Below are 16,799 nucleotides of genomic sequence, written 5' to 3' on the forward strand. Positions count from 1 at the left end.
GTAAAACCTCTAAATTTTCAAAACAGTTAAGAAACCGCAGGCGACTTAATTCGCCGCCGTTCGTCTCATTTCATTGGCGGTTCTTATCTTCTGAAGCAGAATAAATTTTGTGGTGTGTCGGAGCAGCAGCCTTTCTTTCAGGTTTTCAGGACTGATGGTCCTGCCCATATCGCGAATAGCGTTGATCACCGGGCGTGGCACATCCGTTCTGTTATATAAGGAGATGTAAATCATCAGCCTGAACGAGTGCAGCAGATAGTTTCTGCGGATACGCTGCGACAAAGGGCTGTTATCCGTATTCGCAAGCAGCATGTCTACGGATTTAGAAAAGGCTTCATAACGCGCCTGGAAATAGTGTTCAGGTTTGTGACTGTTGGTCAGAGAACCGTTACGCACACGCTGCCTGTAGTAAGTTTCGCGGCTGACCCATGCCTGACCGGAATGCAGGAAGGCGCCCAGCGTGAAGCAGTGATCTTCGTGTACCCGATCCTGGAAAACCAGTTGATGCTTAAGAACTAAACTTCTTCTGACGATATAGTTCCACGCCGCAGAGGTGTAACGGCTGTTAGCCAGAAGAGAAGAAAGGACTTCGCGGGCCTGCGTCAGGCCGGACAGCGTATGCTGAACTTTAAACTGCGTTTTTTCAGGATGGCCATCGACAAAGGTTTTGGAGTTGAAACAAAACAGGTCGGTTGCCGGATGGGCTTCAATGACTTCACTGAATTCGCGGAACATACCGTCGCCAACGATATCATCCGGATCGCAGAAGAAAAGGTACTCCCCTTCCGCTGCGGCAATCCCGGTGTCTCTTGCCAGACCGGCACCCTGATTGTGCGAGTTGATGACTTTTATTGCGGCATTGCCAGCGTAGTGCTGCTCAACAAGTTCGCCCGTGCCATCCGTTGAACCGTCGTTTACCACGATGATCTCGTGAGGAATGGAAACCTGTCCTGTGAGTGAGTCGATACATTCAATAATATACTCACGCACATTGAATGCCGGTATGATCACCGATAATAAAATGGAGTTCATTGGATTACCCTTGCTTTTTTAATATGAGGTATAAAACATATTATCCTTTAGCAATTAACAGTGAAAAGTACATTCCACTAATGATAATTGTCAGGAAAAACACTACTTTATAGGAATATTCTCACTCGTCCTGTCAATATCCTCAAAACGACCAATGAACACGTTCAACTGTGGTCACGTTTTATCCGATTATGACCCATGTGTCGTTGCCGATGCGGAAAAAACGGTAAATTGCTTTACAGTACTGACAAGGTTCCTGGACAGCTGAATAACAGAATTCCCGAGTGGAAAACAGAACGCGCTGGCGCGGAAAGGGAATTTTCTGATTTTTAGCGAAAGGGTGGACATTTTCTTAATGTATGCCGCTGACCTGCATCCTGGCAGGCTGACAGCACAATGAGCGGTATTTGCGAATGAGGTTTTTCTTATCGCAAATCCGTTCCCGAAAATATCAATTATCATATTGCCACCATTTCAATCAGTGTCGCAGCCAGGCCAATTGTCAAGATGCTATGAAAAAGTACCGCAATTACATCATGAGGTCTAGCACAATAAGATTGCACAGACTTTTTAGGAATTATCTCACAAGAAGTTAATTTTTAAGTTTTTTCGCAAAGAATCACCTGGTGTGATTATTTAACTTTTTTATCTGGCAGTCATAGCAACAATTCACCTTAACGTTTTCATCCCGTCATTATTATTAATAATGCAGTGAGAAAAATTATACTGGGGAGGCGACGAAACCAGACTACATCAGGCCTCAGACCGTTAAGTGCCTTACCGGCTAAGCATTTCATCTGGCACAATAAAACAGCAGGGATTTTAAGGAGGTTAATTAAACCAGGTGAAAGAAGAAGAATTACTCAGAAAAATTTTTTTGATCGTCCCAGCAGGATTATAAAGAAGATTCCTGTCTTAAATAATTTTATCACCGTCGTTGCTTTGATTATAACTATTTATCAACCTGCCTGAAAATTACTGTCGTGTTTTATCTTAAAAAAACGATAATCAGAAATATCCCTGGTTTCGCTCTTCTGCTTGTCCGGTATCAATGCGTGGAGAATTTCAACCCGGCGCTCGTTTAGCGCCCGTCGTAACCGGTGAGTGTTTTTTGCAGCAAGGCTTTTTTGAAACTTGCGGCAAGTCTTCCTGTTTTACCTGTGACAGCCTCTGTACTGCTGCGTTACTATAGCGGCATTTACAAGGCCCTGGTGCCCACAACCAGCGGCAACCGGCTTGCTGTCTGTTACGCCAGCGCCCCGCAAATAACCGCCACGTTGAAAAAATACTGTACATTGACAGAGCAGAGTACAGTTTAAAAATTAACGTATAGTTACACTGTAGGTGAATCTAAACATTAAATAATAAACTAATTTATCCACCTGGTTAGAACAGCCTCAAGCTTCGCTAATGCCTCAATATGCTTCTCTTTTGGTATGCGCCCAATGTTTTGCAACTTCCACTTAACCGCGGGTAGATGCTGAATCTGCTCTTCAGGAGCCAGGCTCCAGTCCGGTTGACCACTTTTGAAAGACATCAAAAAATCATAATCCTGCTGCGTAAATTGTGCTTTGAGAGCAGTCACCATTAAGTGAGGTATCGCATTCAGTTCTTCCAGAGAAGCCGCATCGAATGTCATGCCGCTAAATTCATTCGCATATAATTCAGAAATATCTTTCCAGCGGGGATTGAGTACCTCTGATAATGGGCGTGGGTGTCCCAGCAGATAGGTAATGAAACCATTAAAGATGAGGCGATCGATACCTTGCGTTTCGAGAAGCATTTTGACGTCATAAAAATCGCGTGGATGCTGCCGATCCAGCGCAGCGCAAAGTTTTCCACCATAGAGATCCGCAAGTGATACTACCTGAATAGTAGCAAAGCCAAATCGATATCAACCGATAAACGTGGAAAATCACGGACAAACAAGTTTATGGCCGTTCCACCTTTCAGCGCAAAGCATCGCTCTGATGCGACAGCAGGTAATGCGCTGAGCAGTAACGCAACTTGCCGATGATAAGGTGATTGTTTATCCATGTGAAATCCCTTTGCTAACAAAACTCTCTGGAACAGTGATCTGATATTTTTGGTCCAGCTTGCCCCCAGATACGATCTGCCGTTTCCCGGCCCCCAAATCAATTTTGGCTTTATCTACTCGCTTAACCCATGCATGCGCATAGTGATCGGCCAGAAACAGGTAAAGGCGGTTAGTTTTCACTGCCCGGCTGGATTGCATCAACACTTCGACTTTACGTGGGCTCAGATTTACCAACCCCTGAAACAGCTCCGCTGCGTGCTCAAATGAAAGCGAACCAGGCACTGCATTAGCAATCTCATAAGCGGCTAATTCCAGTACACTCGCTTTCAACCGTTCTCCCTTTACTTCTACCTCTGTCAGATACTTTTCATCCTTCATATTGAGCTTCTGATTAGAAAGTAAAAGCCATTCGGCATTGGGAAATTCTTTAAACCACTTTGGTAATGAAGCTTTATTTTCTACGCAAAGCCAAATCGCCTTGCCTGTTAAGTTAAGGTAATGAGAACGGCCTTGCCAGGTCAGGCTGGTAAGCCCCGCCAGATGTACAGAAATCCCCAGCTGATTTTGCAAGCATAGAACGGCATCACTCCACTGAGGCTCGCGGCCACTTCGCACATAGACGCCGGCACGTAACTTTTGCAACCAGTCGTTGTGCATATACTTATTGGCTAAAGAAGGGCTAATACCATTTTGGGTTAGCCATGACTGTAACACTAAGGAACCCGGTGCAGTGTTCTGCAACAGCCAGTTTAGTTTTGATGCCATAGACTCACCGTTGGTTTAACAAAATCATAAAAAGTAAACTACTGCGGGGAGAAAATGTCAATTCGGAAAGAAATTAGTCCAACCACACCGATCAGTTTGAGTTGTGTCAATTTCATACGAGCTATTGCATGCCAGGTTTGCGGCAAGTCTTCCTGTTTTACCTGTGACAGCCTCTGTACTGCTGCGTTACTATAGCGACATTCACAAGGCCCTGGAGCCCACAACCAGCGGCAACCGGCTTGCTGTCTGTTACGCCAGCGCCCCGCAAATAACCGCCACGTTGAAGTAAAAATCAGTGATGTTCAGACAACGCAAACGCGGGATTCAGAAATCGCAACTGACTTTATATTCAATGGACTGGAAAAGAAGACCTGATGATGACCACAGAAAACCTCTCTTCGCACACCCCAATGATGCAGCAGTATCTACGCCTTAAGGCTGAGCATCCTGAGATCCTGCTGTTTTACCGAATGGGAGACTTCTACGAGCTGTTCTACGATGACGCCAAACGCGCCTCGCAGCTGCTGGAGATCTCGCTGACCAAACGCGGCGCTTCAGCCGGCGAACCGATCCCGATGGCGGGCGTGCCACATCATGCTGTTGAGAACTATCTGGCCAAACTGGTTCAGCTTGGCGAATCGGTAGCCATCTGTGAACAGGTTGGCGATCCGGCGCTGAGCAAAGGACCGGTTGAACGCAAAGTGGTGCGTATCGTCACGCCAGGCACGATCAGCGATGAAGCGCTGCTTCAGGAGCGCCAGGATAACCTGCTGGCCGCTATCTGGCAGGGCGCGCGCGGCTTTGGTTACGCCACGCTGGATATCAGCTCCGGCCGCTTCCGCCTGGCTGAGCCTTCCGATCTGGAAACGATGGCGGCAGAACTCCAGCGTACCAATCCCGCCGAGCTGCTTTATTCAGAAGACTTTGCCGCCATGTCGCTGATCGAGAATCGCCGTGGCCTGCGTCGTCGCCCTTTATGGGAATTTGAAGTCGACACCGCTCGCCAGCAGCTCAACATGCAGTTTGGCACCCGCGATCTTACCGGCTTTGGCGTGGAGCAGGCTCAGCTTGCCCTGCGCGCCGCTGGCTGCCTGCTGCAATACGTTAAAGATACGCAACGCACCTCGTTGCCGCATATCCGCTCGCTGACCATGGAGCGCCAGCAGGATGGCATCATTATGGATGCCGCTACTCGCCGCAATCTGGAGATTACCCAGAACCTGGCTGGCGGCATTGAGAACACGCTGGCATCGGTACTGGATAAAACCGTCACGCCGATGGGCAGCCGCATGCTCAAACGCTGGCTGCATATGCCGATCCGCGATACAAAAACGCTGAGCAATCGCCAGCAAAGTATCGGCGCGCTACAGGATTTCTCTGCTGAATTCACTCCCCTGCTGCGCCAGGTTGGCGACCTGGAACGTATTCTGGCAAGGCTGGCATTGCGTACGGCGCGTCCTCGCGATCTGGCAAGAATGCGCCACGCGTTCCAACAGCTTCCACAGCTTGATGCCCTGCTGATTGACAGCGAAACGCCTCATCTGCAAACGCTGCGTCAGCAAATGGGCCAGTTTGACGAGCTGCGCGATCTGCTGGAACGTGCCGTGGTTGAATCGCCGCCGGTGCTGGTTCGCGACGGCGGCGTCATTGCGCCAGGCTATAACGCCGAGCTGGACGAATGGCGCGCCCTGGCCGACGGCGCCACGGACTATCTTGATCGTCTGGAAATTCGCGAACGGGAAAAGCTGGGGCTGGATACGCTGAAGGTGGGCTTTAATGCCGTACACGGTTATTACATTCAGGTCAGCCGTGGGCAGAGCCATCTGGTGCCGATTAACTATGTTCGCCGCCAGACGCTGAAGAATGCCGAACGCTATATTATTCCTGAGCTGAAGGAATATGAAGACAAGGTGCTGACCTCAAAAGGCAAAGCGCTGGCGTTGGAAAAAGGGCTTTATGAAGAGCTGTTCGATCTGCTGCTGCCGCATCTGGAAGCATTGCAGGACAGTGCCGCCGCGCTGGCGGAACTGGACGTGCTGGCGAACCTGGCGGAGCGTGCCTGGACGCTGAATTTTAACTGCCCAACGTTTGCCGACAAGCCCGGCATCAAGCTGACCGGCGGCCGTCATCCGGTAGTCGAGCAGGTACTGAAAGAGCCGTTTATCGCCAACCCGCTTTCGCTCTCGCCACAGCGTCGTATGTTGGTGATTACCGGGCCGAATATGGGCGGTAAGAGCACCTATATGCGCCAGGCCGCGCTGATTGCGCTGATGGCCTATATCGGCAGCTACGTGCCGGCAGAAGAAGCGGTACTGGGCCCGATCGATCGCATTTTTACCCGCGTCGGCGCCGCAGACGATCTGGCTTCCGGCCGTTCGACCTTTATGGTGGAAATGACCGAAACCGCCAATATTCTGCACAACGCCACGGAACACAGTTTGGTGCTGATGGATGAGATCGGGCGCGGCACGTCCACTTATGACGGCTTGTCGCTGGCCTGGGCCTGTGCAGAAAGCCTGGCAAACCGCATTAAGGCCATGACGCTGTTTGCCACGCACTACTTCGAGCTGACCACGCTACCGGAGAAGATGGAGGGCGTCGCTAACGTGCATCTGGATGCTATAGAGCACGGTGACACCATCGCCTTTATGCATAGCGTGCAGGATGGCGCAGCCAGTAAAAGTTACGGTTTAGCCGTTGCCGCGCTGGCAGGTGTGCCAAAAGAAGTGATCAAGCGTGCGCGTCAAAAGTTGAAGGAGCTGGAAACGATGTCTGGCAATGCGGCCGCCACTAAAGCCGATGGCCCACAGCTGCCGCTGCTGGTGGAGGAGACGTCCCCGGCCGTTGAAGCGTTAGAAGCGCTGGATCCCGATTCGCTGTCGCCACGTCAGGCGCTGGAGTGGATTTACCGTCTGAAAGCGCTGGTTTAAATCTGGAAGTGGCCTGCTACGCAGGCTGTTTTAGTAGCTAATACGGATTTACAGGCAATAAAAAAGCGGTGGCTTTCGCCACCGCTTCTCGCATCTACATCGAAAGCACCTTGCTTATTCGCGGAACAAGGCTTCAATATTCAGTCCCTGAGCCTGCAGGATTTCCCGCAGACGACGCAGACCTTCAACCTGAATCTGGCGGACACGTTCGCGAGTCAGACCGATTTCGCGGCCCACATCTTCTAACGTAGCGGCTTCATAACCCAACAGGCCGAAGCGACGCGCCAGAACCTCACGCTGTTTGGCGTTCAGTTCGAACAGCCATTTGACGATGCTTTGCTTCATATCATCGTCCTGGGTGGTATCTTCCGGGCCGTTATCTTTCTCGTCGGCCAGGATATCCAGCAGCGCTTTCTCAGAATCTCCGCCTAACGGCGTATCAACTGATGTAATGCGTTCGTTGAGACGCAGCATACGGCTGACATCATCAACGGGTTTATCAAGCTGCTCGGCAATTTCTTCTGCGCTTGGTTCGTGATCCAGCTTGTGGGCCAGTTCGCGAGCAGTACGCAGATAGACGTTCAGCTCTTTAACAATGTGAATTGGCAGGCGAATCGTACGGGTTTGGTTCATGATAGCCCGTTCGATGGTCTGACGAATCCACCAGGTAGCGTAAGTAGAGAAACGGAATCCTCTTTCAGGATCAAATTTCTCTACCGCGCGGATTAAGCCGAGGTTACCTTCCTCAATCAGATCCAGCAAAGCCAGACCACGATTGCTGTAACGACGGGCAATCTTCACTACCAGACGTAAGTTACTTTCAATCATACGGCGACGGGACGGAACGTCCCCACGCAGTGCACGACGAGCGAAGAATACCTCTTCCTCAGCCGTGAGGAGCGGAGAATAACCAATCTCTCCCAGGTAAAGCTGCGTTGCATCTAATACACGTTGCGTAGCGCCTTGCGACAACAGCTCTTCTTCAGCTATATCGTTATCAGCAGGTTCGTTTCCGACAAGAGCCTTCTCATCAAAAATCTCAGCTCCGTTTTCGTCGAATTCCGCGTCTTCATGTAACTCATTAACTTTCAGCGTATTCTGGCTCATAAGCGGCTCCTACCCGTGATCCCAGGGCAGAACACCAGGGTTCTGCCGGATTATCGCTGCGGTAAATAACGCAACGGGTTTACGGATTTCCCCTTGTAACGAATTTCAAAATGCAATCTAACCGAACTCGTGCCGGTACTGCCCATGGTCGCAATCTTCTGACCCGCTTTAACTTCTTGCTGCTCGCGGACCAGCATCGTGTCGTTATGGGCGTATGCACTCAGGTAATCATCATTATGTTTGATGATAATCAAGTTACCGTAACCGCGTAACGCATTCCCGGCATAAACAACGCGCCCTGAGGCGGTTGAGACGACGGGTTGCCCTCGCGATCCCGCGATATCAATACCTTTATTGCCACCTTCGGAAGCAGAGAAGTTATCAATGATCTTCCCGTCAGTCGGCCAACGCCAGCTTCCCACTGGAGTACTGCTGTTCGTTGTACTGCTGACGGTCGGTGCGGTAACCGGCGCTGTTGTCGTTGCAACAGTATTAGTGCCGGATGAAGGTAACATTTTGCCTTCACTTGGTTTACCTGAATCCTCAGAATACGTAATAACTGGCTGGTGCGCAACCGTTGCGCCTTTCATTTGTGAAGTGGTCGGCTGAGTCGGTACGCCACCCGATGTGGCATCGGCTGCGGTAATTGCGTTGCCGCCAGTGAGGGTACCACCGGAGCCATTACTAACCTGCAACTGCTGGCCCACGTTGAGACTGTATGGCGCAGTGACGTTATTTCGTTCCGCTAAATCGCGGAAATCGTTCCCGGTAATCCAGGCAATATAGAACAGCGTATCACCGCGTTTAACGGTATAAGTTTGTCCGCTGTAGCTACCTTTAGGAATATTCCCATACGCGCGGTTGTACACGATGCGACCATTTTGTGTAACAACGTTTTCACTTTGACCGGAGGCTACGGGAGCAGGAGAACGCGTGGAGATCGCCGGAGGACGGCCAATCAGCCCACCGCCGCCTTCGCTGGTTTGCGCATTATTACCGCCGCCAACGGAGCTGATAGGGGCCTGTGAATTGTTGCTGGAACAGCCAGCCAACCAAAATCCAACAAGTGAAAGCGCCGCAATCCGGCGTAACTTAAGTACTGGGCTTCCCGTGCTCATTTATATCCCCCGTTACGGCAAAACTGTGATAACTGTCCGGATGCAGGCCACTTAGCTGGCATCCGCAGTATTAAATTCTGAATGGATGAGATAGTAACAATATCGTGGTTCAGGTGCCATTCACAGATGTGACCAATTGCGTATCGGCGTCAGGCCAGGTCGCCCTGCACTAACGGCACAAAACGCACCGGCTCGATCGTTTCCACCCTGTACTCGCCGCCTTTGCGGGTGATACGCTTCAATTCCTGCTGCTCTTCGCCAACCGGCAGCACCAGCACCCCGCCTTCATCCAGCTGGTTAAGCAGCTCAACAGGGATTTCCGGGGGAGCCGCGGTAACGATAATGGCATCAAATGGCCCTTTTGCCGGCCAGCCCTGCCAGCCATCAGCGTGGCGGGTGGAAACGTTGTGCAGATCGAGCTGCTTCAGGCGACGTTTGGCCTGCCATTGCAGACCTTTGATACGTTCAACGGAGTAAACATGCCCGACCAGATGCGCCAGGATAGCGGTCTGATAGCCCGATCCCGTACCAATCTCCAGCACGCGAGACGTGGGCTTAAGCGCCAGTAGCGAGGTCATTTTCGCCACAATATAAGGCTGAGAAATGGTCTGCCCGGAACCGATCGGCAGCGCCATGTTTTCCCAGGCATTATGCTCGAAAGCCTCGTCGACAAACCGCTCGCGCGGCACCTCTTCCATGGCTTTCAGCAGCAGCTCATCGTCGATCCCCTGCTGACGCAGCTGCGCCAGCAGTGTATCAATGCGTCGCATCACCATTCGCTGCCAACCTCGGCACTAACCAACCATGCAGCAACAACCTCCTGCGCGTTATGGGCAGTGAGATCGACGTGCAGCGCAGTGACCGAAACATAGCCTTCATCCACGGCAGCAAAATCGGTATCCGGACCGGCATCGAACTTGTCGCCCGGCGGCCCAATCCAGTACATCGTGTTGCCGCGCGGATCCTGCTGTGCAATAACCTGATCGCTGGGATGGCGACTGCCGCAACGGGTCACACGAATACCTTTGATTTCCGCCAGCGGCAGATCGGGAACGTTAATATTGAGGATGCGGCCAGTGCGCAGCGGTTCACGCTGCAAAGCGCGCAAAATTGAACAGGTGACGGCCGCAGCGGTATCGTAATGTTGATGGCCATCAAGCGAGACAGCCAGCGCGGGCAGTCCCAGATGACGCCCTTCCATTGCCGCCGCCACCGTACCGGAATAGATGACGTCATCACCGAGGTTCGGCCCGGCATTGATGCCGGAGACCACGATATCGGGTTTTGGGCGCATCAGCGTGTTAACGCCCAGATAGACGCAATCGGTCGGCGTCCCCATTTGTACAGCAATATCACCGTTGGGATAGCTGAAAGTACGAAGCGGCGTTTCCAGCGTCAGTGAGTTAGACGCCCCGCTACGATTGCGATCCGGCGCGACCACCTGCACTTCCGCAAATTCACGCAGCGCGGTAGCCAGCGTTTGGATACCGGGAGCATGAATACCGTCATCGTTACTCAGCAAAATTCGCATCTGAACTTCAACCTCTTGATTTCAATATGCTATCTATCATACCACGCTTTATGCATCCTGCCGCCTGCGGGTTAATCACAGCGGCAGAAGGTCAGTTCAGGCGGGATGTTCTGGAATGAGCAAACTGCATTCTATCGTGAGGAAAGCAACAGTACCAGGCGCAGTGAACCGGCTTATTCGTCAATACTGACTTCTTCGTGCTGATTCAGAATTTCACGCACCACGCTGGTAGCGAAGCTTCCGGCCGGCAGCCAGAAATTCAGTTCAACGGTGACATCATCCCACCAGCTCCAGCCGAGATCGCGCGGGATGACCAGCACTGCGCGCCGGGCAGCATCCACTTTCTCGCGTTCAATAAGGCCGATCAGATCGGCTTCACCTGCAAGGCTCTGCTGCTCAAAAGCCAGCGCTTCGCCCTGAGTGCCCCAGTCGCCACTGCCCGGCAGCGGAGCGGTAATGCGGAGCTCGTTGTTATCTACGCGCGCCTGAAGGGAAGCCAGCTCCGCTTCGTCGGCAACAAACCAGCTGCCGCGCCCGGTGAGCTGAAGCGCATCGCCCGGCATCACTTGAGTCAACGAGCCCTGCTGCGTCAGGCGATCGCTCGCAATCTGATTGAACAGCACGCTACGGGCGGCAGACAGGATAAAGCTGCGTTTATTGCGCTCACGAACGCGAATTTCATCGGCTGCCCAGCGTTTCGCCATCGTCAGATTGTTGCCGTCACGTCCAAAGCGCTGTTCACCAAAATAGTTAGGCACGCCGGCGACGGCAATCTGTTTCAGCCGCTGCTCTACCGCTTCCCGGTCAGAAACCTGACGCAAAATCAGCGTAAAAGCATTGCCCTGTAGCGCACCGGTACGCAATTTACGACGGTGACGAGCGCTTTCCAGCACCTCGCAGCCTTCCAGATCAAACTTAGTGAAGTCAGGGGTTTCTTTACCAGGAACACGCAGGCAAAACCACTGCTCGGTGACTGCATGGCGATCTTTCATGCCGGCAAAGCTGACATCACGAGGATGGACACCGGCGAATTTTGCCAGCGCCTCGGCGACAAAACGGGTATTGCAGCCGTTTTTACGGATGCGAACCAGCACCTGCTCGCCCTCGCCGTCTGGCCGATAGCCCAGATCTTCGATAACGATAAAGTCTTCCGGGTTCGCCTTCACCACGCCGCTGGCCGCAGGCTGACCGTACAGCCATTGCAGAGTGTTGACCGTCATTAGGCAGCCGCCTTCATCAGTAGCGCGACAGCTTCACAAGCGATGCCCTCGCCGCGACCGGTAAAGCCCAGTTTTTCGGTGGTGGTGGCTTTTACGTTGACATCGTCCATATGGATGCCGAGATCTTCAGCGATGTTGATGCGCATTTGCGGCACGTGCGGCAGCATTTTAGGGGCCTGAGCGATAATCGTGACGTCCACGTTGCCAATGCGATAGCCTTTCTTCTGAATCTGACGCCAGGCTTCGCGCAGCAGCTCGCGGCTGTCAGCGCCTTTATAAGCCGCGTCCGTGTCCGGGAACAGCTTGCCGATATCACCTAGCGCCGCCGCACCCAACAATGCATCGGTCAGCGCGTGCAGCGCGACGTCGCCGTCAGAATGCGCCAGTAAGCCCTTTTCATAAGGAATTCGCACGCCGCCAATAATCAACGGGCCTTCGCCGCCAAACGCGTGAACATCAAAACCGTGGCCGATACGCATTATGCGTTCTCCTTAATCTGTCGTTGAGTCAGGTAAAACGTGGCCAGCGCGAGATCTTCTGGCCGCGTCACCTTTATATTATCGCTGCGGCCTGCGACCAGTTCAGGGTGATAGCCGCAATATTCCAGCGCTGAGGCTTCATCGGTAATCACCGCGCCTTCGTTGAGCGCGCGTTGCAGGCAGTTACGCAGCAGGTCGAGCGGAAAAAGCTGCGGCGTCAGAGCGTGCCAAAGCGCCTCGCGATCGACAGTATGCGCGATTGCAAGACCGGCTGATTCCGCTCGTTTCATGGTGTCGCGAACCGGTGCCGCAAGAATACCGCCAACCTGACTGGTTGCGGTAAGCGCCAGCAGGCGCGTAAGGTCGTCGGGATGCAGGCAAGGACGCGCGGCGTCATGTACCAGCACCCAGCGTGAGGAAGATGCTGCCTGCAAACCGGCCAGAACGGAGTCGGCCCGCTCTTTGCCCCCCGCCACGCTGATAATGCGCGGGTCGTTAGCAATGGGCAGCGTAGAAAACCAGGGATCGTCCGGACTGATAGCGACGATAATGCGGCAAATTCTGGGATGCGCCAGTAATCTGTCGAGCGCATGTTCCAGAATGGTTTTCCCCTGGATAGTCAGATACTGCTTAGGGCATTCAGCCTGCATCCGGCTGCCGATACCGGCAGCAGGAACAATGGCAATGACGTCCGGTTCGGTGCCTGCGATGTTCATGTTTTATCGTTGCTGACTGTTACCCTGCTGCACGTTTCGTCTGTTTTGATCCGGCACCAGGCGATAGAAGGTTTCGCCGGGTTTGATCATCCCCAGCTCGTTACGTGCGCGTTCCTCAATTGCTTCAGAACCGCCGTTAAGATCGTCGATTTCTGCAAACAGCTGATCGTTACGCGCTTTTAGCTTCGCGTTACTGCTTTGCTGCACGGCAACATCTTCATTGACGCGCGTATAATCATGTATGCCGTTCTTGCCCAGCCAGAGCGAATATTGCAGCCAGCCGAGTAAAACAAGTAACAGCAGCGTAAGTTTTCCCATCCCCGCCCCCTGAAAAACGGCCCAATCATCCCACAACTTTTCCCCCGACTCCACTCCGACAGAGATTTAGCCGCGGATTAACGGATCGGTGAGCGTTTAGCGACCTGAAACAGGCAGGATTAAGCAAAGTTCTGTTACCGGTATGCGCATTCAGACATCAGATTTTGCCAGTCCGCAGGCAAACCTTCCGACAATCAGCGACAGTTACCAGCCGCTCAGCAGCGTAAACAGCAGCCAGAACAGCCCGACGACGACGACAATCGTGAGCAGGAGCGTCCAGATGAGATGACCGCGCAGCAGCACGCTGGCGACGATGCCGATCAGCACCGAGACCGGCAGCAGTGCCAGAAAGAAAGGCCAGGTGTACAGAAAGAAAAACAGCGTGTTGGAGCCGTAGAGTATGAAGGGGATCGCGAGGGCGAGCCAGTAGCAGGCAAAGCCGACAACCCCGCCGGGAAACGACCAGGAAATCTCTTCCTGGTCCCGGTCATCTTTACGGGCCAGCATGGGCGTAACGTTATGCATAAGTATCCTGTTGACGCGTGATACGGCCCGCTCTGAGGCGTTTTGCCGTGGCTATCTCAGGGCTTGATGATATCGCGACCGCGCAGCAGATCTAACACTTGAACCAGCAAATTTGTTACCAATTGTTCGCCGTCGAGGCGGATTTCCGGCTGTTCTGGCGCTTCATATACGGCGTCAATGCCGGTGAAGTTACGCAGCTCACCGGCACGCGCTTTTTTGTACAATCCTTTCGGATCGCGCGCCTCACAAATCGCCAGCGGCGTGTCGACAAAGACCTCAATAAAGCGGCCTTCGCCGAGCAGATCGCGGACCATCTGGCGCTCCTCACGATGCGGCGAAATAAACGCGCTCAGCACCACCAGCCCGGCATCCACCATCAGCTTCGCCACTTCGCCGACGCGGCGAATGTTCTCTTTACGATCGTCATCGCTGAAGCCCAAATCGCGGCACAGGCCATGGCGAACGTTGTCGCCATCCAGCAAATAGGTGCTGACGCCAAGCTGATGCAAAGCCTGCTCCAGCGCACCCGCAACGGTAGATTTCCCCGACCCCGACAGGCCGGTAAACCACAGCACCACGCCCTGATGGCCGTGCTGCTTTTCACGTTCCTCACGCGTCAGGGCATGGTCGTGCCAGATGACGTTTTCATCATGAGCGGCAGCCATTATTTGCCGCCTGACAGCAGATCGCGAGCGCCCCAGTGTGGGAAATGACGACGGACTAACGCGTTCAGCTCCAGCTCAAAGGCGCTGAAATTGCCGTTTTCCTGCACCGCCTCTTCCTGAGGTTCACGGATCATACCGGCACCCACCGTCACGTTGCTCAGACGGTCGATGAAGATCATGCCGCCGGTCACCGGGTTTTGCTGATACTTATCCAGCACCATCGGCTCATCGAAAGTCAGATCGACCAGGCCGATACCGTTCAGCGGCAGGCTTTCCACGCTCAGCTGCTTCAGGCTGTTGATTTCCACCTGATACTGCACTTTCTCAACGCGCGCGCGGGTTTTCTTACCGGCAATTTTAATGTCAAAACTCTGCCCCGGTACCAGCGGCTGTTCTGCCATCCAGACCACATCAACGCTGGCTGCCTGTACCGGCTTCAGCACGGCACCCGCTTCTACCAGCAGATCGCCACGGCTGATGTCGATTTCATCTTTCAGCACCAGCGTAATCGCTTCACCCGCCTGCGCTTCCTGCAAGTCGCCGTCGAAGGTGACGATGCGTGCAATAGAAGATTCCACGCCGGAAGGCAGCACTTTGACGCGCTGACCCACATGAACCGCTCCTGACGCCAGCGTCCCGGCATAGCCGCGGAAATCCAGGTTAGGACGGTTCACGTACTGCACCGGGAAACGCATGGGCTGCTGTTCCACCACGCGCTTCACTTCGACCGTTTCCAGCACGTCCAGCAGCGTTGGGCCGGTGTACCAGCTCATCGCTTCGCCTGGGCTGGCGACGTTCTCGCCTTCCAGCGCGGAAAGCGGCACGAAGCGGATATCCAGATCGTTCGGCAGCTGAGCAGCAAAGTCGAGGTAATCGGTTTTGATTTGCTCAAACGTCGCTTCGCTATACTCAACCAGATCCATTTTGTTGATGGCGACCACCAGATGCTTGATGCCCAGCAGCGTGGAGATAAAGCTGTGGCGACGCGTCTGGTCCAGCACGCCTTTACGCGCATCGATCAGCAGGATCGCCAGGTCGCAGGTTGACGCGCCGGTTGCCATGTTGCGGGTGTATTGCTCGTGTCCCGGCGTGTCGGCAATAATAAATTTACGCTTCTCGGTGGAGAAATAACGGTAAGCCACGTCGATGGTGATGCCCTGCTCGCGCTCGGCCTGCAAGCCATCGACCAGCAGCGCCAGATCCAGTTTTTCGCCCTGGGTGCCGTGACGCTTGCTGTCGTTATGCAGCGAGGAGAGCTGATCTTCATAAATCTGACGCGTGTCGTGCAGGAGACGGCCAATCAGCGTGCTCTTGCCATCGTCGACGCTGCCGCAGGTCAGAAAACGCAGCAGGCTTTTATGTTGCTGTGCGTGCAGCCAGGCTTCCACGCCGCCCTGATCGGCAATTTGTTGTGCAATGACGGTATTCATGTCGGCTCCTTAGAAATAACCCTGGCGTTTCTTCAGCTCCATCGAGCCGGACTGATCGCGGTCGATGACGCGCCCCTGACGTTCGCTGGTGGTGGAAACCAGCATCTCTTCGATGATTTCAGGCAGCGTTTGCGCTTCCGATTCCACCGCGCCGGTCAGCGGCCAGCAGCCGAGCGTGCGGAAACGCACCATGCGTTCTTCAATTTTCTCGCCAGGCTGTAAATCAATGCGATCGTCATCAATCATCATCAGCATGCCGTCGCGTTCCAGTACCGGACGCGGCGCAGCCAGGTAAAGTGGAACGATGTCGATATTTTCCAGGAAGATGTACTGCCAGATATCCAGCTCGGTCCAGTTAGAGAGCGGGAAGACACGGATGCTTTCGCCTTTGTTGATCTGGCCGTTGTAGTTGTGCCACAGCTCAGGACGCTGGTTTTTTGGATCCCAACGGTGAAAACGGTCGCGGAAGGAGTAGATACGCTCTTTCGCACGCGATTTTTCTTCGTCGCGACGAGCGCCGCCGAACGCGGCATCAAAGCCGTATTTGTTCAGCGCCTGCTTCAGTCCTTCAGTTTTCATGATATCGGTATGTTTGGCACTGCCGTGCACGAACGGGTTAATGCCCATCGCCACGCCTTCCGGGTTGCGATGCACCAGCAGCTCTGCGCCAATCTCTTTCACCGTGCGGTCACGAAATTCGTACATTTCTTTGAATTTCCAACCGGTATCGACGTGCAGCAGCGGGAACGGTAGCGTGCCCGGATAAAATGCTTTACGCGCCAGGTGCAGCATTACCGAGGAGTCTTTTCCGATAGAGTACATCATCACCGGATTGCCGAACTCTGCCGCCACTTCACGGATGATATGGATACTTTCCGCTTCCAGTTGACGCAGGTGGGTGAGTCGTTTTTGATCCATAACTTTT

At 53.4% G+C, this 16,799-nt stretch carries 15 protein-coding genes and 1 pseudogene; 1 reads left to right on the top strand and 15 read right to left on the bottom strand.

Translation table 11 applies throughout. From position 1 onward, the window contains the following. Positions 1-45: 45 nt before the first annotated feature. The 3 genes and pseudogenes from AAGQ96_RS16810 to AAGQ96_RS16820 form a co-directional block, all read right to left on the bottom strand. A complete protein-coding gene (locus AAGQ96_RS16810) occupies positions 46-1,032 on the bottom strand; it encodes a glycosyltransferase (protein ID WP_147199547.1) in 987 nt (328 codons plus the stop codon). Between the two features lie 1,369 nt (positions 1,033-2,401). Beyond that, positions 2,402-3,069, bottom strand: a pseudogene (locus AAGQ96_RS16815) (nucleotidyl transferase AbiEii/AbiGii toxin family protein). Beyond that, positions 3,062-3,835 carry a type IV toxin-antitoxin system AbiEi family antitoxin gene (locus tag AAGQ96_RS16820; protein ID WP_342754101.1) on the bottom strand — a complete coding sequence of 258 codons (774 nt, stop codon included), beginning with the start codon at positions 3,833-3,835 and terminating at the stop codon, positions 3,062-3,064. The pseudogene AAGQ96_RS16815 and the gene AAGQ96_RS16820 overlap by 8 nt, the downstream one beginning before the upstream one ends. Positions 3,836-4,209: 374 nt before the next feature. Between AAGQ96_RS16820 and mutS the strand changes: the two genes are divergently transcribed. After that, positions 4,210-6,765, top strand: coding sequence for a DNA mismatch repair protein MutS (mutS, locus tag AAGQ96_RS16825; RefSeq protein ID WP_342754102.1), 2,556 nt, complete (start codon positions 4,210-4,212; stop codon positions 6,763-6,765). A 114-nt stretch (positions 6,766-6,879) separates the two neighbouring features. Here the strand turns inward: mutS and rpoS are convergent, their stop codons facing one another. The 12 genes from rpoS to cysD all read right to left on the bottom strand — a co-directional run bounded on the left by rpoS (position 6,880) and on the right by cysD (position 16,792). Next, positions 6,880-7,872: an RNA polymerase sigma factor RpoS gene (gene rpoS, locus AAGQ96_RS16830; protein ID WP_147199549.1), complete on the bottom strand. Its 993-nt coding sequence runs from the start codon at positions 7,870-7,872 to the stop codon at positions 6,880-6,882. A 50-nt stretch (positions 7,873-7,922) separates the two neighbouring features. Continuing rightward, positions 7,923-8,990 (bottom strand): murein hydrolase activator NlpD, encoded by a 1,068-nt coding sequence (gene nlpD, locus AAGQ96_RS16835; protein WP_342754103.1) that lies wholly within the window; start codon positions 8,988-8,990, stop codon positions 7,923-7,925. A 149-nt stretch (positions 8,991-9,139) separates the two neighbouring features. Continuing rightward, a complete protein-coding gene (locus tag AAGQ96_RS16840; RefSeq protein ID WP_342754104.1) occupies positions 9,140-9,766 on the bottom strand; it encodes a protein-L-isoaspartate(D-aspartate) O-methyltransferase in 627 nt (208 codons plus the stop codon). Beyond that, positions 9,760-10,521, bottom strand: coding sequence for a 5'/3'-nucleotidase SurE (gene surE, locus AAGQ96_RS16845; RefSeq protein WP_147199552.1), 762 nt, complete (start codon positions 10,519-10,521; stop codon positions 9,760-9,762). The genes AAGQ96_RS16840 and surE overlap by 7 nt, the downstream gene beginning before the upstream one ends. A gap of 173 nt (positions 10,522-10,694) precedes the next feature. Then, positions 10,695-11,741, bottom strand: coding sequence for a tRNA pseudouridine(13) synthase TruD (truD, locus tag AAGQ96_RS16850; protein WP_147199553.1), 1,047 nt, complete (start codon positions 11,739-11,741; stop codon positions 10,695-10,697). Next, the gene (gene ispF, locus AAGQ96_RS16855; protein ID WP_147199554.1) at positions 11,741-12,220 is read right to left on the bottom strand and encodes a 2-C-methyl-D-erythritol 2,4-cyclodiphosphate synthase; all 480 of its coding nucleotides are present in this window, start codon (positions 12,218-12,220) and stop codon (positions 11,741-11,743) included. Before ispF ends, truD begins: the two co-directional genes overlap by 1 nt. Then, positions 12,220-12,936, bottom strand: coding sequence for a 2-C-methyl-D-erythritol 4-phosphate cytidylyltransferase (gene ispD, locus AAGQ96_RS16860; protein WP_174822364.1), 717 nt, complete (start codon positions 12,934-12,936; stop codon positions 12,220-12,222). Before ispD ends, ispF begins: the two co-directional genes overlap by 1 nt. A gap of 3 nt (positions 12,937-12,939) precedes the next feature. Next, complete coding sequence (gene ftsB / locus AAGQ96_RS16865) at positions 12,940-13,254, bottom strand: cell division protein FtsB (RefSeq protein ID WP_147199555.1); 315 nt, start codon at positions 13,252-13,254, stop codon at positions 12,940-12,942. A gap of 204 nt (positions 13,255-13,458) precedes the next feature. Continuing rightward, a complete protein-coding gene (locus AAGQ96_RS16870; RefSeq protein WP_147199556.1) occupies positions 13,459-13,779 on the bottom strand; it encodes a DUF3561 family protein in 321 nt (106 codons plus the stop codon). Positions 13,780-13,835: 56 nt separating this feature from the next. Beyond that, positions 13,836-14,444 (bottom strand): adenylyl-sulfate kinase, encoded by a 609-nt coding sequence (gene cysC, locus AAGQ96_RS16875; protein WP_147199557.1) that lies wholly within the window; start codon positions 14,442-14,444, stop codon positions 13,836-13,838. Beyond that, positions 14,444-15,874: a sulfate adenylyltransferase subunit CysN gene (gene cysN / locus AAGQ96_RS16880; RefSeq protein ID WP_342754105.1), complete on the bottom strand. Its 1,431-nt coding sequence runs from the start codon at positions 15,872-15,874 to the stop codon at positions 14,444-14,446. Before cysN ends, cysC begins: the two co-directional genes overlap by 1 nt. Before the next feature lie 9 nt (positions 15,875-15,883). Continuing rightward, positions 15,884-16,792, bottom strand: a complete 909-nt coding sequence (cysD, locus tag AAGQ96_RS16885; protein WP_147199559.1) for a sulfate adenylyltransferase subunit CysD — start codon at positions 16,790-16,792, stop codon at positions 15,884-15,886. Positions 16,793-16,799 lie beyond the last annotated feature (7 nt).

It is taken from the genome of Pantoea sp. MBD-2R (assembly GCF_039134845.1).
In the GTDB taxonomy this organism is placed as follows: Bacteria; Pseudomonadota; Gammaproteobacteria; order Enterobacterales; family Enterobacteriaceae; genus Erwinia.

Bases quoted from the DNA above. Each gene is read 5' to 3' on its own strand.
- cysN (WP_342754105.1), bottom strand. From the start codon at position 15,874: ATGAATACCGTCATTGCACAACAAATTGCCGATCAGGGCGGCGTGGAA.
- ispD (WP_174822364.1), bottom strand. From the start codon at position 12,936: ATGAACATCGCAGGCACCGAACCGGACGTCATTGCCATTGTTCCTGCT.
- cysC (WP_147199557.1), bottom strand. From the start codon at position 14,444: ATGGCTGCCGCTCATGATGAAAACGTCATCTGGCACGACCATGCCCTG.
- AAGQ96_RS16810 (WP_147199547.1), bottom strand. From the start codon at position 1,032: ATGAACTCCATTTTATTATCGGTGATCATACCGGCATTCAATGTGCGT.
- nlpD (WP_342754103.1), bottom strand. From the start codon at position 8,990: ATGAGCACGGGAAGCCCAGTACTTAAGTTACGCCGGATTGCGGCGCTT.
- ispF (WP_147199554.1), bottom strand. From the start codon at position 12,220: ATGCGTATCGGCCACGGTTTTGATGTTCACGCGTTTGGCGGCGAAGGC.
- ftsB (WP_147199555.1), bottom strand. From the start codon at position 13,254: ATGGGAAAACTTACGCTGCTGTTACTTGTTTTACTCGGCTGGCTGCAA.
- AAGQ96_RS16870 (WP_147199556.1), bottom strand. From the start codon at position 13,779: ATGCATAACGTTACGCCCATGCTGGCCCGTAAAGATGACCGGGACCAG.
- AAGQ96_RS16820 (WP_342754101.1), bottom strand. From the start codon at position 3,835: ATGGCATCAAAACTAAACTGGCTGTTGCAGAACACTGCACCGGGTTCC.
- rpoS (WP_147199549.1), bottom strand. From the start codon at position 7,872: ATGAGCCAGAATACGCTGAAAGTTAATGAGTTACATGAAGACGCGGAA.
- mutS (WP_342754102.1), top strand. From the start codon at position 4,210: ATGATGACCACAGAAAACCTCTCTTCGCACACCCCAATGATGCAGCAG.
- surE (WP_147199552.1), bottom strand. From the start codon at position 10,521: ATGCGAATTTTGCTGAGTAACGATGACGGTATTCATGCTCCCGGTATC.
- truD (WP_147199553.1), bottom strand. From the start codon at position 11,741: ATGACGGTCAACACTCTGCAATGGCTGTACGGTCAGCCTGCGGCCAGC.
- cysD (WP_147199559.1), bottom strand. From the start codon at position 16,792: ATGGATCAAAAACGACTCACCCACCTGCGTCAACTGGAAGCGGAAAGT.
- AAGQ96_RS16840 (WP_342754104.1), bottom strand. From the start codon at position 9,766: ATGGTGATGCGACGCATTGATACACTGCTGGCGCAGCTGCGTCAGCAG.